General features: G+C 60.5%; 34 protein-coding genes. 1 reads left to right on the forward strand and 33 read right to left on the reverse strand.

Annotated elements, in window-relative coordinates:
• Nucleotides 1-74: 74 nt before the first annotated feature.
• The 11 genes from ABFD92_21170 to ABFD92_21220 all read right to left on the reverse strand — a co-directional run bounded on the left by ABFD92_21170 (nt 75) and on the right by ABFD92_21220 (nt 8,030).
• Nucleotides 75-1,187, reverse strand: coding sequence for a DegT/DnrJ/EryC1/StrS family aminotransferase (locus tag ABFD92_21170; GenBank protein MEN6507055.1), 1,113 nt, complete (start codon nt 1,185-1,187; stop codon nt 75-77).
• Complete coding sequence (locus ABFD92_21175) at nt 1,184-1,801, reverse strand: hypothetical protein (GenBank protein ID MEN6507056.1); 618 nt, start codon at nt 1,799-1,801, stop codon at nt 1,184-1,186. The genes ABFD92_21170 and ABFD92_21175 overlap by 4 nt, the downstream gene beginning before the upstream one ends.
• On the reverse strand, nt 1,792-2,406 hold the full coding sequence (locus tag ABFD92_21180; GenBank protein ID MEN6507057.1) for a hypothetical protein: 615 nt from the start codon (nt 2,404-2,406) through the stop codon (nt 1,792-1,794). The genes ABFD92_21175 and ABFD92_21180 overlap by 10 nt, the downstream gene beginning before the upstream one ends.
• Nucleotides 2,403-3,572 carry a hypothetical protein gene (locus ABFD92_21185; protein ID MEN6507058.1) on the reverse strand — a complete coding sequence of 390 codons (1,170 nt, stop codon included), beginning with the start codon at nt 3,570-3,572 and terminating at the stop codon, nt 2,403-2,405. The genes ABFD92_21180 and ABFD92_21185 overlap by 4 nt, the downstream gene beginning before the upstream one ends.
• Nucleotides 3,569-4,558, reverse strand: a complete 990-nt coding sequence (locus ABFD92_21190; GenBank protein ID MEN6507059.1) for a glycosyltransferase — start codon at nt 4,556-4,558, stop codon at nt 3,569-3,571. Before ABFD92_21190 ends, ABFD92_21185 begins: the two co-directional genes overlap by 4 nt.
• Before the next feature lie 123 nt (nt 4,559-4,681).
• The gene (locus tag ABFD92_21195) at nt 4,682-5,467 is read right to left on the reverse strand and encodes a hypothetical protein (protein ID MEN6507060.1); all 786 of its coding nucleotides are present in this window, start codon (nt 5,465-5,467) and stop codon (nt 4,682-4,684) included.
• Nucleotides 5,464-5,679, reverse strand: coding sequence for a hypothetical protein (locus ABFD92_21200; GenBank protein MEN6507061.1), 216 nt, complete (start codon nt 5,677-5,679; stop codon nt 5,464-5,466). Before ABFD92_21200 ends, ABFD92_21195 begins: the two co-directional genes overlap by 4 nt.
• Nucleotides 5,676-6,239, reverse strand: coding sequence for an acyltransferase (locus ABFD92_21205; protein MEN6507062.1), 564 nt, complete (start codon nt 6,237-6,239; stop codon nt 5,676-5,678). The genes ABFD92_21200 and ABFD92_21205 overlap by 4 nt, the downstream gene beginning before the upstream one ends.
• Nucleotides 6,224-6,805, reverse strand: coding sequence for a TylF/MycF/NovP-related O-methyltransferase (locus tag ABFD92_21210; GenBank protein ID MEN6507063.1), 582 nt, complete (start codon nt 6,803-6,805; stop codon nt 6,224-6,226). The genes ABFD92_21205 and ABFD92_21210 overlap by 16 nt, the downstream gene beginning before the upstream one ends.
• Nucleotides 6,802-7,494, reverse strand: a complete 693-nt coding sequence (locus ABFD92_21215) for a class I SAM-dependent methyltransferase (protein ID MEN6507064.1) — start codon at nt 7,492-7,494, stop codon at nt 6,802-6,804. The genes ABFD92_21210 and ABFD92_21215 overlap by 4 nt, the downstream gene beginning before the upstream one ends.
• Nucleotides 7,491-8,030: a hypothetical protein gene (locus tag ABFD92_21220; protein ID MEN6507065.1), complete on the reverse strand. Its 540-nt coding sequence runs from the start codon at nt 8,028-8,030 to the stop codon at nt 7,491-7,493. The genes ABFD92_21215 and ABFD92_21220 overlap by 4 nt, the downstream gene beginning before the upstream one ends.
• A 106-nt stretch (nt 8,031-8,136) precedes the next feature.
• Here ABFD92_21220 and ABFD92_21225 point away from each other — a divergent pair, with 106 nt between their 5' ends.
• A complete protein-coding gene (locus ABFD92_21225; protein ID MEN6507066.1) occupies nt 8,137-8,691 on the forward strand; it encodes a hypothetical protein in 555 nt (184 codons plus the stop codon).
• Here the strand turns inward: ABFD92_21225 and ABFD92_21230 are convergent.
• The 22 genes from ABFD92_21230 to ABFD92_21335 form a co-directional block, all read right to left on the reverse strand.
• Complete coding sequence (locus ABFD92_21230) at nt 8,679-10,328, reverse strand: glycosyltransferase (protein MEN6507067.1); 1,650 nt, start codon at nt 10,326-10,328, stop codon at nt 8,679-8,681. The genes ABFD92_21225 and ABFD92_21230 overlap by 13 nt on opposite strands.
• On the reverse strand, nt 10,325-10,642 hold the full coding sequence (locus ABFD92_21235) for a hypothetical protein (GenBank protein MEN6507068.1): 318 nt from the start codon (nt 10,640-10,642) through the stop codon (nt 10,325-10,327). The genes ABFD92_21230 and ABFD92_21235 overlap by 4 nt, the downstream gene beginning before the upstream one ends.
• A 195-nt stretch (nt 10,643-10,837) precedes the next feature.
• Nucleotides 10,838-11,437, reverse strand: a complete 600-nt coding sequence (locus tag ABFD92_21240; protein MEN6507069.1) for a putative nucleotide-diphospho-sugar transferase — start codon at nt 11,435-11,437, stop codon at nt 10,838-10,840.
• Between the two features lie 345 nt (nt 11,438-11,782).
• Nucleotides 11,783-12,151 carry a hypothetical protein gene (locus tag ABFD92_21245; GenBank protein MEN6507070.1) on the reverse strand — a complete coding sequence of 123 codons (369 nt, stop codon included), beginning with the start codon at nt 12,149-12,151 and terminating at the stop codon, nt 11,783-11,785.
• Nucleotides 12,130-12,771 (reverse strand): hypothetical protein, encoded by a 642-nt coding sequence (locus tag ABFD92_21250; protein MEN6507071.1) that lies wholly within the window; start codon nt 12,769-12,771, stop codon nt 12,130-12,132. The genes ABFD92_21245 and ABFD92_21250 overlap by 22 nt, the downstream gene beginning before the upstream one ends.
• A 79-nt stretch (nt 12,772-12,850) precedes the next feature.
• Nucleotides 12,851-13,285, reverse strand: coding sequence for a hypothetical protein (locus tag ABFD92_21255; protein ID MEN6507072.1), 435 nt, complete (start codon nt 13,283-13,285; stop codon nt 12,851-12,853).
• A gap of 9 nt (nt 13,286-13,294) precedes the next feature.
• Nucleotides 13,295-14,593 carry a phage major capsid protein gene (locus tag ABFD92_21260; GenBank protein ID MEN6507073.1) on the reverse strand — a complete coding sequence of 433 codons (1,299 nt, stop codon included), beginning with the start codon at nt 14,591-14,593 and terminating at the stop codon, nt 13,295-13,297.
• A 2-nt stretch (nt 14,594-14,595) separates the two neighbouring features.
• On the reverse strand, nt 14,596-15,609 hold the full coding sequence (locus ABFD92_21265) for an HK97 family phage prohead protease (protein ID MEN6507074.1): 1,014 nt from the start codon (nt 15,607-15,609) through the stop codon (nt 14,596-14,598).
• 237 nt (nt 15,610-15,846) lie between these two features.
• Entirely contained in the window at nt 15,847-16,065 is a 219-nt protein-coding gene (locus tag ABFD92_21270; protein ID MEN6507075.1) for a hypothetical protein, read from the reverse strand.
• Complete coding sequence (locus tag ABFD92_21275) at nt 16,062-16,226, reverse strand: hypothetical protein (protein ID MEN6507076.1); 165 nt, start codon at nt 16,224-16,226, stop codon at nt 16,062-16,064. The genes ABFD92_21270 and ABFD92_21275 overlap by 4 nt, the downstream gene beginning before the upstream one ends.
• Complete coding sequence (locus ABFD92_21280) at nt 16,223-16,564, reverse strand: hypothetical protein (protein ID MEN6507077.1); 342 nt, start codon at nt 16,562-16,564, stop codon at nt 16,223-16,225. The genes ABFD92_21275 and ABFD92_21280 overlap by 4 nt, the downstream gene beginning before the upstream one ends.
• A 142-nt stretch (nt 16,565-16,706) precedes the next feature.
• Nucleotides 16,707-17,186, reverse strand: coding sequence for an HK97 gp10 family phage protein (locus ABFD92_21285; GenBank protein ID MEN6507078.1), 480 nt, complete (start codon nt 17,184-17,186; stop codon nt 16,707-16,709).
• Nucleotides 17,173-19,431 (reverse strand): phage portal protein, encoded by a 2,259-nt coding sequence (locus ABFD92_21290; protein ID MEN6507079.1) that lies wholly within the window; start codon nt 19,429-19,431, stop codon nt 17,173-17,175. Before ABFD92_21290 ends, ABFD92_21285 begins: the two co-directional genes overlap by 14 nt.
• Nucleotides 19,424-20,731, reverse strand: a complete 1,308-nt coding sequence (locus ABFD92_21295) for a phage terminase large subunit (GenBank protein ID MEN6507080.1) — start codon at nt 20,729-20,731, stop codon at nt 19,424-19,426. Before ABFD92_21295 ends, ABFD92_21290 begins: the two co-directional genes overlap by 8 nt.
• Nucleotides 20,691-21,020 (reverse strand): hypothetical protein, encoded by a 330-nt coding sequence (locus ABFD92_21300; protein MEN6507081.1) that lies wholly within the window; start codon nt 21,018-21,020, stop codon nt 20,691-20,693. Before ABFD92_21300 ends, ABFD92_21295 begins: the two co-directional genes overlap by 41 nt.
• Before the next feature lie 111 nt (nt 21,021-21,131).
• Entirely contained in the window at nt 21,132-21,359 is a 228-nt protein-coding gene (locus ABFD92_21305) for a hypothetical protein (protein MEN6507082.1), read from the reverse strand.
• 8 nt (nt 21,360-21,367) lie between these two features.
• A complete protein-coding gene (locus ABFD92_21310; protein MEN6507083.1) occupies nt 21,368-21,640 on the reverse strand; it encodes a hypothetical protein in 273 nt (90 codons plus the stop codon).
• Nucleotides 21,628-22,452 (reverse strand): hypothetical protein, encoded by an 825-nt coding sequence (locus ABFD92_21315; GenBank protein ID MEN6507084.1) that lies wholly within the window; start codon nt 22,450-22,452, stop codon nt 21,628-21,630. The genes ABFD92_21310 and ABFD92_21315 overlap by 13 nt, the downstream gene beginning before the upstream one ends.
• Nucleotides 22,453-22,565: 113 nt before the next feature.
• A complete protein-coding gene (locus ABFD92_21320; GenBank protein ID MEN6507085.1) occupies nt 22,566-22,844 on the reverse strand; it encodes a hypothetical protein in 279 nt (92 codons plus the stop codon).
• On the reverse strand, nt 22,841-23,119 hold the full coding sequence (locus tag ABFD92_21325) for a hypothetical protein (GenBank protein MEN6507086.1): 279 nt from the start codon (nt 23,117-23,119) through the stop codon (nt 22,841-22,843). The genes ABFD92_21320 and ABFD92_21325 overlap by 4 nt, the downstream gene beginning before the upstream one ends.
• A 31-nt stretch (nt 23,120-23,150) precedes the next feature.
• A complete protein-coding gene (locus ABFD92_21330; GenBank protein ID MEN6507087.1) occupies nt 23,151-23,345 on the reverse strand; it encodes a hypothetical protein in 195 nt (64 codons plus the stop codon).
• Nucleotides 23,346-23,385: 40 nt separating this feature from the next.
• A complete protein-coding gene (locus ABFD92_21335; GenBank protein MEN6507088.1) occupies nt 23,386-24,030 on the reverse strand; it encodes a hypothetical protein in 645 nt (214 codons plus the stop codon).
• Between the last annotated feature and the right edge of the window lie 153 nt (nt 24,031-24,183).

A 24,183-nucleotide genomic window follows, 5' to 3' on the forward strand; every position in this document is an offset into this window, starting at 1 on the left:
ACACCTTCGGGAAGTTGCGACACCGCCTTAGAAACGAGGCCCGATGAAGGCCGACCGTTATGGTACAAGGCGCGCTAGGCATAGAACCCCCTAATCGTCGTGGTGATCTTGTCAACCTCCTCGCCCGTCAGGTTTTGGTGTAGCGGGATGCACAGGGTGTGCTCGTTGGCCCACTCCGCCTCACTCAAGCTATTGCCGGTGTTGTAGGCCAGGTGAAGCGGCAGGTAGCGGAATGTGACGTAGATGCCATTCTCGATCATGTGGTGGGCCAATTCGTCGCGGCGGTCGGTTTGCACCCAGTACAGGTAGTAGCTTGACGTGCAGCCCGGCAGCGGCTCGGGCGGCAAGGTCAAATCACCGACGCCGTACAGCATGGCCTGGTAGGTGTCCCATATCTCGCCCCGCGCGGCGACGAACGCCGGCACCTTGCGCAGTTGCTCCCGGCCTATGGCGGCCAGGATGTCATTCGACCCGCACCGGCTTGACGGCTCGGACACGGTGAACTCCCACCACCGGCTGGCCTTGCCCACCTTGTCTGAGCCATAGTTGCTGTCTAGGCCCAGGTTGCGCAGCCGCTTGCCCCGCTCATAGTCTGCGTCGCTCCGCAGCCACAGCGCCCCGCCATCGCCCATGACCAGGATTTTCATGCTGTCAAATGACCACGCGCCGGCTTGCCCGAACGTGCCGACGGCTTGCCCGTGGTAGGTCGAGGCGACGGCGCAAGCGGCATCCTCCAAGAGCCACAGGCCATGCTCCCGGCATAGCTCCACGATCGGGTCCATGTCGCACGGATGGCCGCCATAATGCAGCAGCGATACCCCCACCGTCCGCGAGGTGATGTGCTTCTCGATCTCATCGGCGGTGACGTTCAGGGTGTGGCGATCTACGTCGCAGAATACGCACTGGCCGCCCTGTTCCATGACCGCGTTTGCCGATGCCACAAAGCTGACCGACGGCATGATCACCTGTTGCCCCGGCTGTAGCCCCAGGATGCGCGGCGCGAGGTACAGCCCCGACGTGCAACAGTTCAAGAGCAGCACATTCTTGACGCCCCACGTTTCGGCAAGCTCTTTTTCCAGCCGTTCACACTGCTTGCCGGTGCCAAGCCAGCGCGAGGCAAAGACGCGAGCGACTGCTTCCCACTCCGATTCGCCCATCGTGTTGCTGAAAATCTCGATCCTGCTCATCCTTTCCCCCATTTCTGCTTGAACCGTGCCCGGTCCTTGTCGTACCACTCGCCCCACGTCTGGCCCATGGCGTGGTTAATCCACACATCCTGGACATACACCGACCGCCAGCCCTTTTCACGCATCCTCATTTCCAGATCGGTATCGTCGCAGTAGTGCTGATAGCCTTCGTCCATGAATCCAACGGCCCGGAACACGTCCGTCTTGACCGCTGCCACGACCCAGGCCGCCGGGTGTTGCAGCTCGATCACGGCTTGCGGCAGCCCCGGCTTGCCCTTGCCCTGCGGCGTGCTATGGCACGGCGCGCCCGTCACAGCAACCCCGATTTCCGGCCTGCTGTCAAGCACGTCCACCAGCCGCTTGCACCAGCCGTCCGGGAACTGCGAGCAGTCGTCGTTGACGAACACGGCGACGCGAGCGCCCCAATCCATCGCGGCGCGCCATAGCACATTCGACACAACCAGGCCGCCGCGCCGGGCATAGTCTGAAATCAGCAGCGCGCCCACGTCCAGCCCGGCGGTGTCTTTCGCTTCAGCCAACGTCTGCGCGCCGCGCAATATGTCAAGCGTTGGGCAGACAAGCACGATCTCGGACGTGCGCGGTTCTATCCCCATGTCACCACCACCAACCGCGACTTGTCGCCTTCGCCCGGTCCCGGGTCTTGCACGTAGTTGGTCACGGCAAGCTCTTGGAATTGCCACGGTGTCACGGTCAGCACCGAGCGCAGGCTGTAGTTTGCCAGCCACGCCGTTACCCTGTCTGGCAGGCTCTCTTCGCCATTATGCAGCCCGGCGTCTTTCCAGCCCCGGTAGGTGTTGAGCATCATGGTCACGGCGAGGCAATCGGGCGGCGGGCTGTCAACCAGCGCCTGCAATGCCACGCGGTACAATTCGACGCCGGTTGCTTTCGCCTCTGCTTGGCCGGGAATGTCCAGGCTCAGATCGACGCCATAGCAGGGCACGTCCAGCGCATCCTTGAGCGCCTTGAGCACCAGCGCGTCACCGCAGCAAATGTCCAGTACGTTGACCGGCTTGACCTCTCGCAGCGCCTTGATGATCCGCGCCGGCCTTGACGCCGGGTTGCTGACATCGCGGTCGCCGGCCCCCACCCGCTCGCGGATGCGGCCCTGGATATTCAGCAGCGGCGTGCTGGGCCATAGCAGCAGATCGGCGTCTAGTTCTGCCGTCTTGCGCTCCAAGTCCTCAAGCCAGTGTTTCATTTGAGCGTGTACCCATCCTTTCGCAAGGCTTCGCAGTAACAGGCCGCCGTCCAGTGTGACCACCACTCCGACCGCTCAAGGTGCCCCGCGCCGCTTGACCACATGGCCTTCGTCGCCGGCACAGCTTCGGGCGCGCAGTTCTGGCCGTACCATGATTCGTGGTACTGGCACAGCATCCGGGTCACGATCTCGGGCGGGAACAGCGGCCATTCGTCGGCAAGCCGCGGGAACGCCGCCAGCATCGGATCAAGCCAGGCGCACATCCGCTGCCGCAGGTCAAACGCCTCCCTGACCGACGATTCGACCGCGACGCGCAGCACGTCGTAACTCAGCCAGGGCAACACCTCACCGGGCAGGCTTGGCGGGATGCTGGTTGCCACGCCATAATGCTTGACGGCCCACCTGTGCAGCCGGTTCTTGCCCGCGCCCATAAGCCAGTAGTCAGATCCAAACCCGCTCACCGCTTGCAGATCGGGCAGGCTCATTTCCGCGCCGCTGCCAATGAGCGACGATGAGCCATAGCCGCTGATGGACTGCCAGCGGTCGCGGTTCTTGGGCAGACATAGCGCCTTTTGGAAAGCGTGTAGCAGCCAGAAGCGCGATACTGGAATGGTCGGGTGCGCGCCGTTCAGGTATTGGCCGCAGCCGATGTCCAGAATGGGCCAGAGCCACAGCGCCGGGTCTTTGACGGTCACGATCTGCTCTTCGGCCCAGCCCTCGAATAGCATAATCTGACGGGCGATCTGCGCTTCCGGCCCAAACGAAAAGCAGACGACCGGATCGGTATAATGCTGGCGGTCTATCACCCGCTTGAGCGCCATGCCCATGATGCGACTGTCCCAGCCGGACGAATGCAGCAGAACATGCACCTTGCCGGGCAGCCACGACTCTTCCAGGTGGTAGCAAATGGCGTCAAACAGGCGGCCAAAGAACTGTGCTTCTGTCTCTTGCCGGGTCGCCGGCGGCAGGGCAAACAGCGCCAATTCATCGGTGTTGGCCCGGTATGGCGCGATGCCCACGTCGATAAAGACGGTGTTTGGCCCTTCGCTGTAAACCGGCTGGACAAAGTTCTTGCGCACCCTCGCGGTCTTGGGCAGCACGTCGCGGATTAGGTGCGATTGCTTGCCGCCACACTCAAAGACACGGCCCCGGTTGAATTGTCTCATGTGTACGCCCATTGCTCACCAACCTTCCTTCTCAGGTGCGGAAAACAATCGCACAGTATCCCACGCAATTCCCACGACCGCCGCTCCCAGGTGTGGCAGGCGAGGGTGTAGGCTTTGGCATTGGCCGCTATCGGCTCCCAAAAGCCATGCCCGATCAAGTCGTCAAGCGCGATCTCTACGCCCTCCATCTCTTTGTCGCTGAAAGGCCCTCGCGGCTTGCCGTCCAAGACATAACTGTCTGCCGGCTTGTCGAATGTCAGGTAATGGACGCCGGGCATCCAACACTCGCCGATAACCGGCGGCATGGGGTTAGACAGGAACGCCGCGCCCGCCGCCGCACAGTCGAATATCCGCGCCGGTCGCGTGTTGGCCGTGCGGTTCAGGTGAACGACAACCTTTGTCCTTGCCAACAGGCTGGCGTATTCCTGATTCACGCTTTGCCCGCCGGTGTGCCAGTACACCCAGCCGCGCTTTTTGCAGTAGCCCTCAAGCCACGCGCTGAAAGCGGGCCGGGCCGGTGAGTGCTGCCACACACAGTAGAACCCCACGTCAATGTCACGTCTCAGCCCCCGATCCCGGTAGTACCGCTCGTTGACGGCGTAGGGGAGCTGCCTTACCTGGAAATCGGAGCTGTACCAGTTCTCAGGCTTGTCATGGTCTAACAGCACGAGATCGGCCAGCCGTTCAGCAATGCGCCGCTTCGTTTCGTGGATCGACTCGCCCAACGTAGGCCACAGCACGCGGTAGACGACCGGGCTGATCCGGTTGCCCTTGTGCGGCTCGATTGACGGTGCGGAATATTTGCCGTCGTCAAGCCAGATCGCGTCTACGTCTTTCCAGGCTTTCACGTCCAGGCAAAAGTCACGCTCTACGTCGTGATGCTCCCAGGTCAGGCCCGGCACGTCGTAGGCGAAATGACCGTCGATGCGCGGCGCCTGGTTGTACCAATGGCCCCGGTGCAGTAGGGCGAGGTGTAGGGGGATCATACTAAAACGCCCACCACGGCAACCCAGCCCGATACAGCAACCAACGGGCGCCAATGCCGACCGCGATGCCAAGCGCGATGATAAGCAGGCATATGACAAAGACGACCGGTTTACTCTGTCTCTCTATCCAGTTAAACATCCCACCATCTCCAATTCTGCCAGCACTTGCCGGCTCACAAATCCGCTCGTGTCCAGGTCAAACGGCAGCGGGCGGTCACTCCGGTGCTTGCGGCTGTACTTGTCGGTGAAGTACTTTTTCCAGTCAGACCAGACGAACTCTGCCCGCCGCTTGGGCACGAGGTCATGGTAGCAGCGGATAAAATTCATGCGCCTGGCGTAATCTGACAGCGGCAATTCCAGCGGCAAGTCGATCACGGCTACACTGTCCATCTCGGGCCAATGCCCGGCGATCCACGGCGTCGGCTTGCCGTCGTAGGTGATGCCGTCCAGGCCGAATTGTACGTCAGAATCAGCCCGCAGGATGTAGGGCCACATCTTGTCGGCGTGAAACACCACGCCGCTTAGACTATCGCAGCGGTGGACATAGCCCAGGCCGTCGACCGGCTGGCGCAGGTAGGCCGCCGCGTCGGGCGTGACGTAGCAGTTGCAGAACATAAAGACGATTTGATCCGCGCCGCCATGCCGGGCCTCGTGCCAGCCGACATCGGTACTCGTGGCGACCATCTGTGGTACGTAGTAGGATTGGCCGCCAATCTCCGGAAACCACGTCCGGCGGTCGCTGATAAGGTGCGCATTGTCGGGCAGCCAATCGAACCACCCAGCGTCCTTGCGCGTGGTCAGCGGCAGGTACACGGCGTCAAACTCAGCACAGATGCGCTCAAGGCACAGGCGCAGGGTGGCGCGGTAGCCGTCCACGAAACCGACCGGCACAACGGCGGCGGTTATCATCCTTGGGCCTCTTTACTGAGCACCCTCATTTCTTCAATGACGGCCTCTAGATCGTCGATGGTAAATTCACCGTCCAGAACGGCAATTCCTCCTGGCTGAAATCCGAAATAATCTATATTCGGCCTTTTGGCCTGGAGGCGCTGAATAGCCGCCGCCTCGATTCTGTCCCAGTCTTTAGTCTCTTGCGAGCGCAGATCAAGGACCTCCATCATTTGATTCCCTTCCTTTCGTTCTCTTCCTGCCACGCCAGAAACTCACGCTCTAGCACCTCGATCTCTTTGCGCGGCCTGTCCCGGTGTGGCCTGGCCGGCGTGCCATAACACAGCGTCCAGGGCGGCAGGTCTTTGGTCACGAGCGACATAGCGCCCACTGCTACCCCGTCGCCGATGGTCACGCCGGGCAAGACAACCGTGCCCGCGCCGATCACTGTTTGGCGTCCGATGCGCACAAACGAGCGGATCGGCCTGCGAAACGGCGGCATGATGGCCGGGCCTAGCAGCGTGACGCCGGTGTAATCATCCGAGCCGGTCAGGATCTGCGCGCCCATCGCTATCCCTGAGAATGGGCCGATCTCGCACACCCCGCCGCCCATAATCAGCGCCTGGACGGCAATGTGAACGTAATCGCCCAGTGTCACACCCTGCCCGCCGTGGATGAACGTAAAGTCGTCGATGATGCAGTGGTCGCCGATGCTCACCATCTCCGGGTAGACGATGCGCGCCAGCGGGTAGATGATCGTGTTTTCGCCGTGGTGTCTCAGACCTGGAACCATATCGCCGTCCCGTCCATTTCGTTGATCTTGACGTTCAATTCGTCAACCGCGGCCCTGCAGCCGGGCCAGTGGTGGTAGTCGTCTACGATGACCAGGCCGCCCTTCGACATAACGGGCAAGAACCGCTCTAGACATGCCCTGGTGGGCGCATACCAATCTACGTCGATATGCAGCAGTGCGACCTTGACTACCACGACATTTGCCAGCGTTGTTAGCACGTCGCCGCCGATGATCCGCACCCTGTCAGGCGATACCTCTAGCTTGTCAAGAACGGCGGTCACGTCTTGCAATGATGCCCGGCACCAGTCGGGCGTCCACTTGGACGCGGCCCTTTCACCGTCGATCTTGTCCGGCTTGGGCATCCCGATAAAGCGGTCGAATAGCCACAGATCGCGCATTGTTGCCCACGACAGCAGCGCCCCCGAGCCGCCGCGATAGACGCCACACTGGACGATACAGCCGGGCGGCAGGCGACGGCGGCACAAGGCCAGCATCATCTTGAGCCGGTCAGGCGGGATGCACGAGTAGAGCGCGGCGGTGATAATGGCATCGTCGTCTTGGATCATGGCACACCCGGAATCCAGTTGCGGCAGGCTTCGTCGTACTTCCACGAGTAGCGCGCTTCGTCCAGGGCCGGTAGCGTTTCGCCCTGCTTGCGATACCAGCCGACGAACCCCTGGCCGGCGTCGGTGATGACCTTCACGTCAAAGTCACGGAACGCATCTTTCACCGCCGTTAAGGTCTCGTACACCGGCTGGCAGCCCCTCGTTGCCCGCTTGGGGCTGTAGTCGTGAAACACCATCAGCCCGCCGGCTTTGAGCCATTGCCACCAGGGCAAGTCCCAAACCACCATGCCGTGATAGCCGTCGACGAACACGAGATCCAACAGCGGCCCGCTGTAGATTGACAGATAATCCCAGGAGCGCAGCTTGAGCGGCCTCACGTTGGGCCAATATCTGAGCGCCTGTTCGGCATACGAGAAGTGTTTGGCGCTTGGCGTCAGCGTCGTGATGTTCGCTTTGGGCGCGGCCTCCGCCATGACCGCCGCGCTGTAGCCGTAACAGGTGCCCAGCTCCAAAATGTGCGACTCGTAGCCGTCGCACTTGGCGGCAAGCACGAACAGCGCCGCCGCCTCGTGCCGGTCGATCTGGTTCTTGGTCGGCTCGATAGTAGAGCCCACAGCGTCCAGGGCGCGCTTGACCTTGCCATCTTGCAGTGTGGCCAGGATTTCGGCGGGCGTGCCGGTCAGGTTCATGCGTTGCTGACCGTCCTGACTTTTACCTGGATAGCCACAACCACGTTGTCAAGCGGATCGATGTTCTTGTTGTCGAATACGACGAACCGCTGTTGCCGCCGTCCCGTCGTCTCGGTGGGCAGCGGCGTAGTCAGGCAGTTGGTGTCGCGGAACGCGGTCAGATCGGCCAGGCCCGGCGCAAAGGTGTAGTAGCGGGTCAGGCTGGCCGCTTGCGTCGTGCCGGCTGTAGCCAGGACGCCAAGCAAAACGCCGTCATCCCGATAAGCCGCGATCTGAATCTGCCGGGTGCCAACCGTCGCCGTGGTGGTCACGGTCACACCGGCCCACAGCACTTGCCCCTCGTAATCATCGGGCACGATGTAGGTTTTGCGGTTCTTGACGCCTACATCGGTTGCAGCGGCAAGGTAGATTTCTTGCACCCGCCAGACCTCATTGGTCGCCACAACCTCGCCGTGGCACTCGTGGCCCACCTCCTGGTACATGGTCCGCATCCCGTCGGGGATGATTTCGTCTCGCTCTCGGTAGTAATCTGCCATTCTGTCAACCTCCTATTTCTTGCGCTGTCATAGGACAGCAGATATTTGACAACGCGCCAATCCTATGATAGCATGTAACCCTACCAACAACTGGAGGCGCGTAACGATGGAAGATGTTAGGGTATGCAAAAATCCAGATTGCCAATCTGGCGGAAAGCCGCAGCCGTTGTCTGCATTTCGCAAGAGCGGTAACAAGTATCGTGGGAAGTGTAAGGCGTGCGAGACAGAATATCAGCGCCAATACCGCACAACGGATGCGGGAAAGAAGGTATATACCGGCTGGAACAATAGCGATAAGGGCAAGGCGTCTATTCGCCGCTTCGACAAGAGCGAAAAGCGCCGCGATTCCCGCTTGCGCTATCGTACCGAATACCCAGATCGTTGGAAAGAGCAGTATCATCGTAACAATACCAGCGAACGGGCAAGAAAATACAGCAAGGAACGTCAAGCTAAAAAGGAATATCAGATCATAGTGGCCGCATCTGCCATAGTTGATGCAGCTATCCTGCGGGGCGAAATACCGACGCCAAAAAACTTGGCGTGCCTTGATTGTGGCAAGCGGGCGCGAGAATATCATCATCATAATGGCTACGATGATGCCCACGTGCTTGACGTTATTCCGCTCTGCCGTTCGTGCCATGCCCGCCGTCATGTTCGATAGCCGTGCTCTTTTTCCCATTGTTCTACCACCGCCCATGCTGCCCTACTGTCTGAGCGGTCTATTACCTTACCTCTCCATCGCCTACTGGTCATGGGAAAATGTTTGAGCACCGCCGTTTTCTCTGCGTCGGGAATGCCCTCCATGCCGGCATACCTGACGATCAGGTTGTAAGGCCAATTCCCCAAGACGTACAGCTTGACCGGGTTGGCATACAGCGCCCGCAGCAGCGCCCCTTGATCGCGCTTGCCCCAGGCTTTCCATTCCTCGTGCCAGGCGTGAAAGAAGGCCGCCGTCCTGGCGTTGCGCTGGAAGGTAAAGACGCCCCCATTCAGTTGGATCAGCTCGCCACAGCCGATGGTGTTGAAGGTATGGTCGCACTCATCGGCGTTGTCTGACCGGCGCATCTCCCACGCGACGTGGTATTTGGCCGGGTTTTTGCAGATGACCATATCCCAACCGTCCATCAGGGCTTGCCACAGGAACGACGGGTCTTGCTGTAGCTCGGTGTCGCTGTCCATGTAGCCGATGTATTCCCACTCTGCCGGCGCCAGGTCATAGATCAGCGTCTTGGCGTGCCTGCCGCCAATGTCAACGTCCGGGCATTGGATGAACACATCCTCGCCCGCGTCAAGCGGCTCTGTGCCGATGACCGCGACCTCGATCCCCTTGGCGTGCTGCTTGAACGATGCAATCGCCGCTTTTGCGCACTCCCTGGACGGACCGCCATAGGCGACATAGACGACGCCGCGCCGGCCATGGCGGTCGCTCTCGATATGCTGTTCAAGGCTCATTTGGGCCAGGGCGATCTGGTGGTCGTTGGCCCACGAGTCGGCGGTATAGCCTTCGACGGCATGGCGCAGCGCCCCCCGGTCGCTGTCCGTTTTCAGCGCCTCTTTCAGCGCCCGGCACATGTCGCCGTAATCGCCGGCCTCGTAGCGGTGGACGCCGGGCATGTCGGGCAGGTCGTCAAGCATCCCGACGCCCTTGGGGATGACAACGGGCACGCCGCAGGCCAGCGCCTCAAGCGGCGGCATGGGCACGCCTTCGACGGTGCTGGTACACAGAAACACGTCCAGGCTGTTGTACCAGGCCGGCAGCGCCTCCCATTCCAGCGTCTCGGTATCGACCGGCCAGCCCTTGCCGATGGCCTTGACGGCCCACTTGCCGGACCTGTCGCCGGCCAATTTCGCCACGAGCTTTTCGCCCTTGCGCCCGCCGGGGTGGACGTAGCCGGCAACGCCGATCACTGGCTTGTCGTTCTTGGCGCGCTCCGTAATCACGAACTGCGGGTCAATCGGCGGCTTGGGGCACAACGCGACCGGGCCATACTCTGACAACTCGGCCAGGTACTGGCGGGCAGCGGTGATGCGCATGTCCACATTATTGCAGGCCAGCTCCCACCAAAAGTGCTTCCACGGGACGTGCGTCTCGTGGTGAGTGAACCAGGCCGCGACCGGGGTCACGTGCCAATCGCTGAACTTTTCGGCAAATTCGACGTAGCAGATAAAGTAGGTGATGTCGGCTTGCCCATTCGGCGTGCGGGTGTATGTCCAGCCGGTCGTATCGGCCAGGATGCGCGCCAGCCGGTCAAGGACCGTGCCCTTGCCGATGCCAGAGTAGACGATGTTGGCGTTCAAGATGTCGCTCCAATCGCTCGCTGATTGCGTCGGGCCTTCGCCTCTGCAAATCGCGCCTGATAATCCTTGACCATCATGGAAATCGCATCTTCTATGCTCGCGCCAGTCCATGACCCGTCAGTCGATACCCCCATCCGCCCCATCTCTCGAAACTCTCCGACGGTGAAAGCCCTTAATGGCGCATAATCCCGCGCCTCTGGGTGTCGCTCAAGAATCTTAAGCAGCTTTTCACGGGCAAGCTCACCCTCTGGTTTTCCGGCTTGGTCCTCCGCCAGCCTTGCGAGTGCCAGCGCCTTTCTCTTCCAGGCGTTCATTTCTCCCCTTTCGTATCCTGCAACTTCTTGCATTGTTCACAAGTAACGTTGTCTGGATCAGTGGTTGCCTGCAATGCGTATTTGCCACAGAGACAAAGAGGGTCAAATATGCCGTTAACATAATGAACCGGCCAGTCGGCATCAAACTTGAACGCCTTGGTAGTGGTAAGGGTTATTGTCGCCATCTCTCCCCTTTCATGCTTTCGCCGCGCCGAATCGGTGTGTCACCAACTCGCCGCCATTGTACGCCCGCCCGAGCAGCCACGTTCTCACCGGCTCGCGGCCCAGCGCCCGAATCAGCGCGCCTTGATCCATCGTGCCGAACCGCGCCCACTCTTCACGCCATGCCTGAAAGAATGCGCGGGTCTGGTCTGTTTTGCGTGCGAAAAAGACGCCGCCCTGTAGCTGCAACGGCCTGGGGTTGTCCATCAGGGTCAGCTCGCGGTCAGCGTCTGAGACGTGCCACAGCAGGCGGGTTTCCTGGTTGTCGCTTGGGGTGATGACCAAATCCCAGCCATCGGCCAGGATGTCGAATCCGGCCATGAGCGGGCCGTTGACGCGGGTGTCGGCGTCGAGGTACAGAAAGCGATCCCACGGCGATAACTGGTCAACGTGCAGCTTTGCCCGCCGCGCTCCCCAGCCCTCGTCGCCGCCAAAGCGCATGATGTGATCCGCGCCTTTCATGGCCCGGGCGTCGGTGATGCACAGGACCGGCAGCCGCTTGTTGTGCCGCTTCAGGCTGGCTATGCTTGCGGCGGCTTCGGCCTGGGCTGCCGTGCCATAGGCGATGTACACTACGCCGTGATCCACCGTATCAATCGCCACCAGTCCTGTACTGCGCCCGGAATGTGGGCGTGATGATCGGAGGCTCTGAATAGGGCACGATCTCGGGCCAGTCAGGGTGCTCAAATATCAGGGCGATGACTTGCCTGATATAGTCATAATAGGCAGTAATGAACCGTGTACCCTCTGGCAATCCGTTGACGCATTCCATGGCCCTATCTTTGCCAACATGCCATCCGGTTGTCAACATGCCTTGTAGCAGTTCTGGCGATACAAGTACTATCTTTCGCCGTGTAGGTTGCGATATGTCTAGTCGCCACGGGAGCATTTTCCACGTCTTGTCCATGATGGCCCTTTCTATGCCGTGATCTGAGTCGGGCACGGTATCCACCCATTGCGGAACAGGACATCTACCAGGGCCAAGGCCAATAGATCCAATTCGTCTTCATGTTCACTGCCGGTCAGCGCCTTCAGTTTTAGTGCGCTGGCAATACCGTGCAAAACCTCGTGCATGATGGTATGCCACAGATCTTCATTTCCGCGCCCGTTGTCATAAATACGGATAGTGCGTGTCCAGAAATCGATTTGGCCCCACAGTGATTCGCGCCTGAAGAGGTCTACATCGGAGGGCTTGTCTACATATTCAACTCCATAAACAAGGCCCAAGATGTTGATAGCTTGTGGTTTTTCCATCGCTTTCCTTTCTACGCTGTGGTCGGCGCCCATTGGCCTGTCCAGGTCACCGGCAGGGCCAGCGTCAGCGGCTTGACCCGGTACAACGCCCGCAGGAATGATAGCCGGTCCATCTTGCCGTTCGACTCGCCGTCCCAAATCTCAAGCAGCGTCCTTGTCTCAGGGCACCTGCGCATGAATACCAGCCGGGTGTCGTACATTGGCACGCGCAGGTCACGGATGATCGACTTGGTGCGCTCGCGCTCTTCGTCGGTGCCCTCGTTCATGGCCAGCTCACGGTAATCCCACAACGGCGCGGCGACCTGCCATTTGTTCAAGAATGAGAAGCCGGCCCCTAGCAGGTGGCGAGGGGTGGCGGCGCGGGTATCCCAGAAGCAGGTTTTCTCCCAGCGCAGCTCATACTTGCCGGGGTTGGCCCATTCGACCTTGACCTCTTCGTAGCTGGCCGATCCCCAAAAGACCATAACGCCCGCCGTGCCCGCCGGCTCTTCGGCTTGCATCGCTTGGGGGTAGGGCACGACGGCAGAGCCTTCGGCGATCCATGCTTGGGCGGTTTGCTTGCCGACCTGGACCCAATCGCCGGGCCAGCGGTCAATCGACTGGCCGCCGGCGCTGATCCTTTTCGGCTTGGTGAGTTGTAACCAGACTGGCACGGTTGCTCCTTTCATGTGGGGGGCCGGGTGAAAGGAGAAGCCCCGGCCCCCCATTGCCAACGCGATCCGCGCTTTGGCCTTAGTGGACGATTTCGTCCCACTCCGTTATACCGACGGGCAGGTAGCGCCCGACGATGCCATAGACGACGACGCTGTAGACGTTGCCGCCCGCGCCGCCGTTGGTGGTCTGGACGCGGATGAAGTCAAAGCCACCATCCACGTCAAGCTCTTCGGTGCGCAGCTCGATCCCAACGGCGTTGCTGTCGTCGCCGCCGTTCAGTTGGGTGATCGCCTTGCCGGTGACGAACTTTGCGCCGGTGCCGGCCACATCGGTTGCTTGCCAGATCGCCACGTCGAGGGGGTTGACCATGTTGCCGGTCAGGATCTCGACGAACACCCGATGGTAGGTCGCCACCGACACCCACGGCGTCGAGATGACGCCGGCCTTGGCGATCGGGTAAAGGGTTGCCAGTTTTTCGTGAACTTCCGAGAACTCTTCGGTATATGCAGGCATGTTATCCTCCTAGCTGCCCGTCGCGGCGTCAAGGATGACGAACGGCGAGATTTGCGTGGTTCCGTCGCTCAACCGGAGCGGCTGGGACAGCCATTCCTGCCCGTCGACGCGATGTACCGCCCGCCAGGTGGTCAGGTCATAGCGGAACTTGTAGTGCTTCGAGGCGTCGATGGTCGTTGCCTGGCGGTCGCCGACGAGGTAGTACCGGCAATCGGCCAGGATGATGTCGCCGCGGTTGCCCAGCAGCGGGCAGTGCTCGTTGTAGAACACCGGATAGCCGAACAGCGTGCCAGGCATACCGTCGCGGGCGTTCGGGATGAACACATAGGACGGGTTGCCGGCCGGGCCGTTCAGTTGGAGCAGGGACGGCAGCGCCGACTTGGTGATGAACCAAACCGGGTTTCCGTAGCTGTGTTCCAGCATGTTGATGATGTCGACCAGGCCGATAGCGCCCACAACGGCCCTGCCCTGGGCGAACGTACCGGGCGCGCCAATGATGCCCATCGGTTGGCCGGCGCCGGTGCCGTTGATGAACGCCTCTTCCTCGTACCAGGAGATCGAGCCGGTGAAGAGCTGCGACAGCAGCGCCTCCAAGGATACGGCGGAATCCTCAAGCAGCTCGTCTGACGCTTCGGTCAGGCACACCAGCTTGTGGGCCACGAGGTTGATCTGGCGGAACTGCGGATCGGATTCGTCCTTGTAGGCCGCCTCTTCGGTCCAGTGGCCAAGGACGCCGCCGAACCATGCCGGGCGTCCGGCCGTGGTGTTGGTCTGGTCCAGGACGGGCCATTGAATCTGGCGCCGCCGCATCGGGACGATGGTTGCCCGCGGGCGGACCTGGAGATCGGGCGCGGGCAGCTTCAACAGCTCGGCCCGCTGCTCGACCGGGACCAGGAAGCCGCCGGACGCGCCGACGTTCTCTACCAGGTCCTTCGTTTCCTTGCTCTCCCAACCCTCTTTCATCTGGGTTGGCGGCTCGCTGTTGTCCTGAAACGAGGTCAGGCGCGGGTCGTAGCGGCCTTTGAATGAGGCCGCATGGACGCCGGTCAGCATCTCGCCGAGCGACTTCCAGGTCTTGGGACCCGGCGCGCTCTTGGTCTGGCCCATGGTCAACAGGTCTTGGCGGCTGCGCTCCAGATCGCCGATAGCGGCGGCCTTTTCGCGGAGTGCCTTGACCTCGACCACGAGGGCCAGGAATTTGGCGTTTTCCTCACCGCTCGCGTCCGTCTTGGCGGCCAGGGCTTCGGCCTCGGCCATCTTCAGACTTGCGGCGGCCAGGAGATCGGTCTGAGAAGTGCTCAGATTCATAGTCACACCTCCGTTAGTTCTAGCTTCAATCGTTCGATCATCGCCTGCTTCTGCCGTGGGTGGAGGTCCGGCCCGGCGGCAGCCTTTGGCTTCTCTTCATCGCCCTCGTCGGGCGGTTCGGATTCTTCGTCGTAATCGGCCCATTTCAGGAAGGCGTCCAGCGTCGCCATTGCCGCCCGCGCCTCTTCGAGCTTTTCCTTGCGGACGCGGCGGCCGGCCTTGGCCTCTTCGGGCGGATCGGCGCTATCCAACACAACGGCATGGACCGCGCCTGTCCCGGCGGCCGGCAGCTTGCGCCGGCGTCGCTTGCGCTTCTCTTCGTCGTCGTCTTTGGTGCCCTCGGCGAACATGCCCACACACATGGCAACAGCCTGGTCTTGCTCGCGGCCCTCGTTGACCATGGCCGGGATGCAGCGGGCCATGAATGCCTCTTCGGTTTCGTCGTCGCCGGGCTTGACCTTGGCCTCGTCGGCAGCGGGCGCGGCGTCCTTGGCGGAGAGGTTAGCTGTAGCAGAATTCATACCCCAGATCACGTCACTCCACTCAAAAAGTTTCAGTTCTTTCAACTCCCTGATTGTCTTTTTCCCTTGTGCCGTGTCAACGCTTGAATACTCGGCAATGATCGGGTCGTAGCCAATCGAGGCTTCGTCAACCGCCCCCTCACGGATAAGGGTAAAGACTTCGCGCCCCGGCTGTGTGCCCAAGATGTATTGCGCCTTGACCCATAGGCCGCCAGTTGCGTCGGGATATTTCAGCAGCAGATCGGGTGGCAATTCAGCCCGGTTCAATTCGCGCATTTCCAGCGTCTTGGCTACGACGTTGCGCACGCTCCTGCTATCGTGCTGATCGAGACCCTTTATCTTTAGGCCGCGTTCTTGGATGGTCTTGCTGAAAGCTCCATTCCAGATACGGTCATTTCCCTGGTCAATGTTGCCCATGACGGCGACGATCTTTTCAACGATGCCCTGCGCTTCGTCAATCGGCCCGATGTAGGATGCAAATTGTTTGTGTTCCATGCTTACCCCCTAAACGCAAAACGCCAGCCCTGGGCCGTCTTGCGACTGGCTCAAATGGCTGGCGTTCCGTGTGGACTGCCGTTATACGTCTAGTGTATTATACTGTGCCGGGCGGTTGCCCCTTTGCCGTTTTTCGCAGCTCCGCCGTCCGTGGCGATATGCCCAGCTCGCGCTCAAGTGCATCGACCAGCATGAGCAGCGCCTGGCGCACGGCAACCCAGAACTCGCGGCCTGGGGTCATTTCCCTAGCTCCAAGATGGTCACGGTTGCGATGCTGCTGCCCTTGAATAGCTGTTCCCATTGCGCCTTGAGTTCTTGCAGCTCACCACACGACAACGGACCCTCTACCACAATCCCGGCCTCGCTGAAATCGCCTAGCGGGATAAAGTCACCGTCGGCATCTGGCGCGCCGGCCAGCGTGGTGAGCGTAATGTTGCCGGTAGATTGGATGGTCATTTCGTCTCACTCGGCCCGACAACCGGCCCCGACTTGACGTCGATCTCGACCGTGACCGGATGGCCGCACGTCCGGCAGTTGACGGTCGCGGTGTAGGTCTGGTAGCTCTGCGGCAGCAGAACGTCAACCCAGCCTTGACAATTCGGACAGCGGACTTTCATGCCGGCGCTCCTTCTTGCCAACTGGCGGGCACCGATAGGCCCCGCCCATTCAAGAACTCAACAATAAACGGGTCAGGGCCGGCGGTGCGCGCAAACCGTACTGCAAGCGTGTCGGTTTCAGGGCCATAGCCCAGGCCCCATATACCGGGCACGCCCGCCAGGAACGAAACGCCGATCTCTTCCGTTGTGTATTCTGTCGGCGGCGGGGTAGCTGTCCAGTCCATCTTTTCCATTAGCACGTTGTTTTGGTGAACTTGTATAACCACCGTCTTGCGCGTTACCTTGAATCCAAGCACCCGCGCCAATGCCAGCACGCGGTTGTCTGTCCACGTTTTCATGTTCTCCCCTTTCAATTCAGCGTAATGGTTATCCACTCAGGCCACCACGGCGCCTTGACATATTGCACCGGCACCGGACCTTCGTTTGTGCGCAGCCCGAACCATTCTACAAGGCCATACCAGACGTTCATTGACTCTCCTTTCACTTTGCCACGATCTTGACCACGAAATCTTCTAGCTTGTCCTTGATCGCGCTTTCGTTCTTCTCAAAGGCCGGTTGCAGGTATGGCTGCGCCCGCGTGCCCTTGATGCCGATGGCCCACCAGACCTCGGCCTCGTTTGCGCCATGCCGGCGCGCCCAGCCCTCCAGCGCCCGGAACGGTGGCCAGTGTGGCTTCGATCCCGTCTCAACCGCAGCGGCATACTTCACATTCGAGCCGACGACGCCCTTGACGCCGCTGCCAATAACGCCCCTTTCGACCCGTGGTGTGATGCTGGCTCTCAGCCGCCCAGTGTCCACCGGGGCTAGAATCTTGGCGTCGCGCTCTACCATCAGCGTACAGGTGCGCATTGTCTCTACCAACGGCGAGCCTTCCAAGTCGCGGGCTACTTGCTCCATCTTGGCTTGGGTTTCCTTTAGGCCCTTTATTTCTAGCCGGGTCGCTTCGTCAAGCCTGGGCATCGTCCATCACCGGCAGAATAGTACAGCGGCAATTGCACACCTCTTCAGCCGGTGCGTTCATGTCGCCTGGGTATTCCATGTCATAGCCGCCAACCCGAAACGGCTCGCCTACTTCGACGACCTGCCCATTGGCTGCGCCGTGGCTATCGCGTTGCCTGCCGTCTATCGCGGTTAGCCATTCTTTGCGCTTGACGCCCCAGCCCTTGTAGATGGCATTGCTGCCGTATGCTGAGCTGCGGATGGTTTCCGTTCGGGCGATCACCTCTCGTCTATAGGCCGGCATACGTTCTTTGTACCAGGCGAAATCTTCCGGCGATAGGCTGCCATTCATCCATTGCTCAAACATCTTGTCCAGGTTGTCGGTCATTTCGTCGATTGACCAGCCCTCGGTCATGCCCTGCTGTAGCATAGAGCGGACCGATCCTTCTGTCGTCTCGGCTATCTTTTGCGCGAACGGGATCAAGTAGGTGTCGAAAAATGCCTCAGAAAACAGATTACGCACGTCAAACGATATGCCGAATGCGGCATTCAGCATTTGCCCTTGGTCGGTAACAATCGCCTCAATCAGCGGCCAAAACTGCTTGCGCCAGTTCTCTTGGCTATCCCCGGCGATGTAGGCCAGGATCATGTCCAGCAGCTCGCCATAGTTCAGCGTCGCCTTGCGCGCCTTGCTCTTGCCCTTGGCGTCCGCGACCAGGGCCAGGATAGCGCGGCGGTCATCCTCGAAAGCCTGGACGGCCGCCTCGCTGAACTTGGGCTCCCAACGGCGGGCGATGTTGTCTTGCTGTTTCCAGAGTAGGGCTTTTTGGTCGGGGGTCAGGGTGGATTTGGTTTCGGCGGGCGCGGTCGCCTTCCCCTCCGCCTCTTCGCCCTCGCTCTCCGTTATCGTTTCTTGCCCGGTCGGCTCCGCCTCTTCGGCCTGGGTCGTGCGTGCCGGGATGGCGGCTTGGCGCTGTCCGGCACCTAGCAGCGACGTTACCGGCACGGAGTTGAAGGGCAAGAACCCCACGTCATCACCGGGGAATCTGTCGGCCAATTCTACGCCAACCGTCTTGGCGGCGACTGTCCAGGGCATACCACGATCCCATGCTTCGCATATACTGGTCATCAGTTTCGGGGTGTCTTTGCGCAAGGCCGGCACATTGGCAAAGTCAAACTCCACAAACGAGCCGGCGACGGTGGGTAGCTTGCTCTGGTACTCTGTCTCGAATAGGCCCATTTCGGGAACCATCGTATCTTCCCAGAATGCCTTGCGCGCCTCTTCGTAGTTGCTGAACGTGCTGCGCTCCATGCCGTACCGGGTGCTAATCAGCACGGCCGGCACGCCGAACGGAGCGACCATGCGCGATTCGTCGCGGCTGTCGATGTTCTCAAAGCCCATCTCGTTGAACGCCAGGCCCACCCGCTGGTACTTGCCGCCCTGGTCCAGCACGGCGGTATCTGACCAGTTCTCATAGCCGCCGTAAACCTCCATCCAACGCTCGCGGGCACTGGCCACTTCGTCGTTGGTCATGGGCACGTCAAACGACAGCACGCCGGGGATCATCGCGCCATGCTCAAAAAAGAGCTTGAGAAACTTGGTCGCGGCGTTGTCTACGTCGGCAGACCAGGCCATCGGGCTGATAGGCGACAGGCCCCAGCCCAGCCCTTCCAGCGGGTCGCCGGGGTTGGGCAAGCGGACGTGGATCATGTCTTGGGGCAGGATCGGGAAAGCGTCAACCCATGACTTGCCCTCGGGTGTGTAGAGGTAGCCCTTGAGCGTGTTGCGCGGCCCCGGCACAATGGCGACGCGATCCGGCCGTAGGGCATACAGCGACGTGGGCGCGCCGTCCTTGCGAACCTTGTTGTCGACGTAGACAAATGAGTTGCCGATCAGGTTCAGGAATACGGTGTTGAGCATCTGAAACTCTGACCAGGCCATGAACTCGTTTGGCTGCCGGCACAGCGCGGCGAGGGGTGCGGCATCGGGCAGCGTGATGTGTTCGTCACGGTTGCCAGCGTAGGCGCGCAGAGGTGCGACACAAGCGGCGCGGGCCTTATACATGATTGCGCTGTAGATGATCGCGTTTTGCTCAAAGCCTTCCTGTACATAGGCTTCGGCGTTGACGATCGACCACTGCGGTTGACCGGAACGCCACGACGGCCAGTAGAACGGCGCTTGCTTGCGCTCGATTGCCGGCCAGCCGTGGCGGTAGTAGGCGACTGCCTTTCTCAGGCGCTCGATTGCTGATGGTTTGTTAGCCAACGAATACCCCCCTTGGCCCGTCCAGGTACATTACCGCATACCGCATAGCATCCATGCCGTGATCGTTCTCTTTGATTGGAGCCTCTTTCACTATGCGGCCCGACGGGTCTTTGGGCCAGACATAGCCGGTGAACTCATCTTCTGTGCAAGTCGGGCGCTTGTCGTGCTCTAGGTTTGGGTCGTATTCAACCGACGAACCGCGCATCAAGAACAAGCGCGGCTTGCCGTCATTTGCAATTTTCAGGCGCGATTGGACGGCCTGGATGCCCGGCGATACGTCCTTCTTTGCCGGCCTGGTTGTCACGCCGTACTTTTCCAATGTGGCCCTGTCCTCTGCGTCGTGATCTGCAACCGTCGCCTCGATCTTTTCCCCCTCGCTCAGCCTGACAATGTGCCGGGCGTGATCCTCTACCAGCTTGCGGGTGTGGTAAATCTCCCGGTAACGGTATGCCCGCCCGTCGCCGTCCATCGCCCACCACTGGCAGACAAAAGCGTTGGTGTACCCAAAATCTATCGCCCTGATTCGCCGCCATTCCGCCGGGATGTCAAACCTGTCAACAACATGGATCGCCTGGTCGAATGTGTCATAGACCGCGCCCTCAGCTTGTATCCATTGGCCCAACGCCAGCCGCTTGTGCAAAACGCCGGTCAGCCCGGCCAATGTCTCGCTGTACGACGCCGGGTTGTGCCAGTTGTCGGTAGCGGAGCTGTAATAGACCTTCGCCCCGCCGCCGCTGATAAGCCGTTTGTAAATCCAATGCGTCGGCGAGTCCGGGTTGGTGGTCAGCACGATCTGGAGCCACGGCGCCGCCTTGCCGCGCATACGGGTCAGGATTTCGTTATAGTCATCCTCAACAAAGCGGGTCGCCTCTTCCATCCATACGATGTCAAGCGCCCCGTCTTGCCCGATGCTCCTGATTTGCTCCCGCTGCTGTTCGTCGGCCATGCCGCCATAGGCCAGGATCGAGCCGTTGTCATACTCGAATCGGTGCTTGCTCGGGTAGTGCCGGACCTGCGGGTCGCGGCCTATCACCGCCCGGTCCATGAAAAGGACCGTGCTGTTGGTCATCGAGTCGCGGGTCTTGCGGAGCATCAGGCCCATCGCGCCGGGATAGCGTTTCATGTAGCCGTGCAGCTTCTCGGCCGCCAGCCGTGATTTGCCGCCGCCCGCGCTGCCGGTAAACAGCACAACCGGCGAGGTGTCCCGCCACGGCTCGACCTGCCAGGACAGCGGGTTGAATCTGGCTATGATTTTGGTGTTAAGGTTCTGTCGGCCAATCGTCGGGCGAGATGCTAACATAGCCCTTGACCGCCATTTCTACCGGCCCGCCGTCCGGCCCGCTGATTTCCTTGCGCTCGATTGGCAAGCCGACAAGATAATTCAGGATCAGCTTTGCCCATGCCACGTCGCCGGATTGCGCCCTGGACAATCCGGTATTGAAGAGCTTATCTAGCTCTTCGTCTGTCATGATGTTTGCAAGGCGGGCGATGCACCGCTCTTCAACGGAACGCCGCGGGCGGCCGCCATTGTTGCCCTTGGCCGCCTGGTTGCCCTTACCAAATCGCCCGTTTTGTTCCCGTTCGCTCACCGTGTTATTCCCGTGTTATCTCGGCTCCCCTCTGCCGGGCCGGATGCAGGAGAGAGAACACCCGGCCCGGCTCTGAAAGGGAGGAACGATGCGCCGCCCCCGCTGCGGCCTTCATTCTGCGCTCGCGTTCGTCTGGTCAGCGCAGGTGATGGTTATTGTTGTGTCGTGTGGCGGCTGGCAGGTCGGCTCTCCGATCCACCATGTGCCACCGTAGGGCCACCACTGTTTGGCCTCCAATGCCGCTACCCGCTCTTCCAGCGCCTTGATGCGCTTGAGCAAGTACTTGACTTTGAGCTTCTTTTTCACGGCCTTACCCCCGACGATGTAGCAATCTGCCATGTCGCCTCTCATTTCGGCACCCAAAACGCCGTGGCTCTGCGCTTGGTCGTCGTATCCATCCGTTGGGCACATTCCAACTGTCCGGCCTTGACCATCTCAGCCAATAACCTCTCTGCAAAGTTGCGGCTCACCCGCCGCCGCTCGGCAAACTGGGTGATGGTGAACTCGTGAGCGGCTATCGGCGGCGGGATGTCTGCCAGCCTGGCCGCCGCGTCAATCGCCTCTGCCCTGGCCAGCAAATCTTCGGCGGTCACATTGCCAAACGGCCTCACTTCGTCCATGCTACCCTGTTTCTCGGCCTGAAGCGCAGCTCGTATGGCGTCCAGGTCCCGTCCTTGCAAAACAGCCGCAGCCCGCCCGGCGGCTCGACCTTTGGCGTGTGCAGCTTGCCGTTGACCCACGCCGTCGGCAATTGCCAAGCTGGGCAGAAATGGCAATAAAGCGACTCAAAGAAGCCTCGTGCCCGGATGTGGACATGGTGAAAGATGGCGACGTGTGGCGGCGGAGTGCCTATCTTGGCATATTCGATCCATAGGTATTCGGCCTCTCTGGCGGCCCCGCTGTCCACCTTCGACGGGATGCGGCTCACGGTGCCCGGCGCGTGCTTCTCCTGGATGCGAACCCCGTCTATCTCGTCGGTCCAGATCCACCACGAGAACTGCTGCCCGTTGCGAACCACCGGCCAGCCCCGCTCTGCCAGCGTCTCGGCGTACCGTTCGTCTCCGTTGGAGGCCGGCCCGTCGTGCGCCGGCGTCCCTCGCAGAAACACCGCGCCGTCAAGCACCGGCCTGGCAACCGCCAATGCCTGGTACACCGCCCGATCCTGGTCGTGCTCGTTTTTGGCCCATAACTGCGTTGTGCCGTGGTGATCTCCGTCGCGCAGGTCGCCGCCGAATACGGCAAGCACGGGACAACCGAGCTTTTCCTTCAGTCGCGCAGTGTCTGCCCAGAACGCGCACCAGCACTCCCAGAACCACAGCATCTCTTTCGGCGGCTGATACGTGCCGCCATCGTCCAGGCGCACAATTGGCGGGCACAGGGCAAGCGTCGATCCGACGTGCAGATCGCCGACGTGTACGGTTAGCGTTGCCATATCGGCGCGGCCTGAATGCGGCGAGCTGTCATATTGCCCGATCTCCGGGCGTGCGTCTCGGCAACCCGGCACAAGGCCGGCTCAGGTCGCGCCGGTTGGTTTTCGCCATGCTGTTAAGGTGCGGCTGCCCTGCGTTGCTTTGCCATGATGCACGGCCGCCCGGCAACCTCTTTCTCGTGCTCTGTCATGGTCTCTTGCATAGACGCGAGCCGGGTATTGCCGTTGGTCTGTAGTTGCTCCATCCGCGCCAGAATCTTGGCTATCTCAAGCAGTGACCCGTTGACCTTTTCGGTCCACTTGTCGAGCTGCTTATTCCAGATGACAAGCAGGGCGATGATCACGCCCGCGACGGGCATCTGGGTGAACAGCGCCTCCCACATCGCCTCGGTCATGGTTCGTCCTTCTTGCAGCAATCGCCGCCGATAAATAGGGAATTAGCCGTGTCGATCTTGGCGATCATCTCCATGTTGGCTTTATCCTCGTAGGCAATGGCGGCGATGACCGTCACGAACACGGGCTGCGTCGCGGCCCACGTTGCCATAATGAGCTTTGCTGTGGCTTCGTCAACGAGCGTGCCGACCCACAGGCCCAGGATTGCGGCGATAGCGTCCAGAATGGCGAGCCAGAACTTGCGGCTACGGAGTAAGACTTTGAACGGATTTTCCATGATTATCCCCTCCCGTTTATGTTCTATCACATTATGGCACGTTGGGCGGTTGCCCCTTTGCCGTTTGCGTGCAAATCGTCCATTTGCCGTCGTCGTCGCGGTATATCGGGACCATGCGCGATATTCTGTTGAGCATGTCCCGAGCCGAGCGGTCGGTTATGCCGACGATGCGAGCGGCGTCTTGCGCCGTCACCCGCTTGCCGATGGTCAGTAGGTAGACCAGCACGGCAACTCTCTCGCTTGGGGTGCAGGGGTCTAACATGGCGCTAGTCGCTGGGTGCGCTGTCTTTCTTGCCTGGTGCGGCGCATGATTCGATGCCTTCATACCATCGACCGTTAACCACCAACGCGGACGGGCACCATTTGCTCTCTATGAAGTTTCGGGCGGCCGTTTCGCTAGTCCCTTGCGCCATGAGCCACGCGACAAGCTCTTCACTTGTGGCGAATACCGGACTTATCGGCGAGCCTTCCGATACGGTTTCCCAGACCTGCCAGCCGTCGCCCTCTAGCGGCTCTGTCTTTTCCCAGGCATCGGCAAGCTCTTTGTACCCAGGGGCCAAGCCGCTGCCGTTGCACTCCGGGCACCTTTCCCAATCCTCTGGAAGATTGGCAAGCGTGGCGAGCTTATCGACCGCCGCCCACGCATCCATACTGTCATGGCCTAAACCGCTACGAAGCCCAGACCTGCCACACAGCCATTCGGTGAGCTTGGCATACTCTGGAAACTTGCGGAGGTTGTCGGTATCCCACAAGAGATGGTTGACGTGCTCAGATATGGCCCAATAGGCCCCAGACCACCCGGCCCGACATGCCGGGCATTTATGGCTATCATACTCACAGACGTAGCCATCCCATACCTTTCCAATCGGCCAATCGAAATCTAGCGGCACCCGTTTGATTTCCCTGCTCATAGTTCTCTCCTTTCAATCGTTGCAACAACAAAAAGCGCCGCCGTGCCAACGCACGACAGCGCCTATGCGGTTTGTCAAGCCCCCTTGTGCCTTTTGCACACATAATTCCCATGCCTAGAGTATAGCATACCGCCGGCCCGCTGTCAATAGGTT

It is taken from the genome of Planctomycetaceae bacterium (assembly GCA_039680605.1).
Taxonomy (GTDB): Bacteria; Planctomycetota; Phycisphaerae; order SM23-33; family SM23-33; genus JAJFUU01.

What these genes read in the sequence shown, in the direction of transcription:
- ABFD92_21245 (MEN6507070.1), bottom strand. Translation starts at nt 12,151, where the DNA reads ATGGGCGCCGACCACAGCGTAGAAAGGAAAGCGATGGAAAAACCACAA.
- ABFD92_21195 (MEN6507060.1), bottom strand. Translation starts at nt 5,467, where the DNA reads ATGATAACCGCCGCCGTTGTGCCGGTCGGTTTCGTGGACGGCTACCGC.
- ABFD92_21175 (MEN6507056.1), bottom strand. Translation starts at nt 1,801, where the DNA reads ATGGGGATAGAACCGCGCACGTCCGAGATCGTGCTTGTCTGCCCAACG.
- ABFD92_21270 (MEN6507075.1), bottom strand. Translation starts at nt 16,065, where the DNA reads ATGACCATCCAATCTACCGGCAACATTACGCTCACCACGCTGGCCGGC.
- ABFD92_21260 (MEN6507073.1), bottom strand. Translation starts at nt 14,593, where the DNA reads ATGAATCTGAGCACTTCTCAGACCGATCTCCTGGCCGCCGCAAGTCTG.
- ABFD92_21295 (MEN6507080.1), bottom strand. Translation starts at nt 20,731, where the DNA reads ATGTTAGCATCTCGCCCGACGATTGGCCGACAGAACCTTAACACCAAA.
- ABFD92_21285 (MEN6507078.1), bottom strand. Translation starts at nt 17,186, where the DNA reads ATGCCCAGGCTTGACGAAGCGACCCGGCTAGAAATAAAGGGCCTAAAG.
- ABFD92_21170 (MEN6507055.1), bottom strand. Translation starts at nt 1,187, where the DNA reads ATGAGCAGGATCGAGATTTTCAGCAACACGATGGGCGAATCGGAGTGG.
- ABFD92_21315 (MEN6507084.1), bottom strand. Translation starts at nt 22,452, where the DNA reads ATGGCAACGCTAACCGTACACGTCGGCGATCTGCACGTCGGATCGACG.
- ABFD92_21215 (MEN6507064.1), bottom strand. Translation starts at nt 7,494, where the DNA reads ATGAACCTGACCGGCACGCCCGCCGAAATCCTGGCCACACTGCAAGAT.
- ABFD92_21265 (MEN6507074.1), bottom strand. Translation starts at nt 15,609, where the DNA reads ATGGAACACAAACAATTTGCATCCTACATCGGGCCGATTGACGAAGCG.
- ABFD92_21320 (MEN6507085.1), bottom strand. Translation starts at nt 22,844, where the DNA reads ATGACCGAGGCGATGTGGGAGGCGCTGTTCACCCAGATGCCCGTCGCG.
- ABFD92_21235 (MEN6507068.1), bottom strand. Translation starts at nt 10,642, where the DNA reads ATGAACGCCTGGAAGAGAAAGGCGCTGGCACTCGCAAGGCTGGCGGAG.
- ABFD92_21205 (MEN6507062.1), bottom strand. Translation starts at nt 6,239, where the DNA reads ATGGTTCCAGGTCTGAGACACCACGGCGAAAACACGATCATCTACCCG.
- ABFD92_21190 (MEN6507059.1), bottom strand. Translation starts at nt 4,558, where the DNA reads ATGATCCCCCTACACCTCGCCCTACTGCACCGGGGCCATTGGTACAAC.
- ABFD92_21325 (MEN6507086.1), bottom strand. Translation starts at nt 23,119, where the DNA reads ATGGAAAATCCGTTCAAAGTCTTACTCCGTAGCCGCAAGTTCTGGCTC.
- ABFD92_21200 (MEN6507061.1), bottom strand. Translation starts at nt 5,679, where the DNA reads ATGATGGAGGTCCTTGATCTGCGCTCGCAAGAGACTAAAGACTGGGAC.
- ABFD92_21180 (MEN6507057.1), bottom strand. Translation starts at nt 2,406, where the DNA reads ATGAAACACTGGCTTGAGGACTTGGAGCGCAAGACGGCAGAACTAGAC.
- ABFD92_21305 (MEN6507082.1), bottom strand. Translation starts at nt 21,359, where the DNA reads ATGGCAGATTGCTACATCGTCGGGGGTAAGGCCGTGAAAAAGAAGCTC.
- ABFD92_21275 (MEN6507076.1), bottom strand. Translation starts at nt 16,226, where the DNA reads ATGAAAGTCCGCTGTCCGAATTGTCAAGGCTGGGTTGACGTTCTGCTG.
- ABFD92_21335 (MEN6507088.1), bottom strand. Translation starts at nt 24,030, where the DNA reads ATGAGCAGGGAAATCAAACGGGTGCCGCTAGATTTCGATTGGCCGATT.
- ABFD92_21280 (MEN6507077.1), bottom strand. Translation starts at nt 16,564, where the DNA reads ATGAAAACGTGGACAGACAACCGCGTGCTGGCATTGGCGCGGGTGCTT.
- ABFD92_21255 (MEN6507072.1), bottom strand. Translation starts at nt 13,285, where the DNA reads ATGCCTGCATATACCGAAGAGTTCTCGGAAGTTCACGAAAAACTGGCA.
- ABFD92_21225 (MEN6507066.1), top strand. Translation starts at nt 8,137, where the DNA reads ATGGAAGATGTTAGGGTATGCAAAAATCCAGATTGCCAATCTGGCGGA.
- ABFD92_21220 (MEN6507065.1), bottom strand. Translation starts at nt 8,030, where the DNA reads ATGGCAGATTACTACCGAGAGCGAGACGAAATCATCCCCGACGGGATG.
- ABFD92_21210 (MEN6507063.1), bottom strand. Translation starts at nt 6,805, where the DNA reads ATGATCCAAGACGACGATGCCATTATCACCGCCGCGCTCTACTCGTGC.
- ABFD92_21310 (MEN6507083.1), bottom strand. Translation starts at nt 21,640, where the DNA reads ATGGACGAAGTGAGGCCGTTTGGCAATGTGACCGCCGAAGATTTGCTG.
- ABFD92_21185 (MEN6507058.1), bottom strand. Translation starts at nt 3,572, where the DNA reads ATGAGACAATTCAACCGGGGCCGTGTCTTTGAGTGTGGCGGCAAGCAA.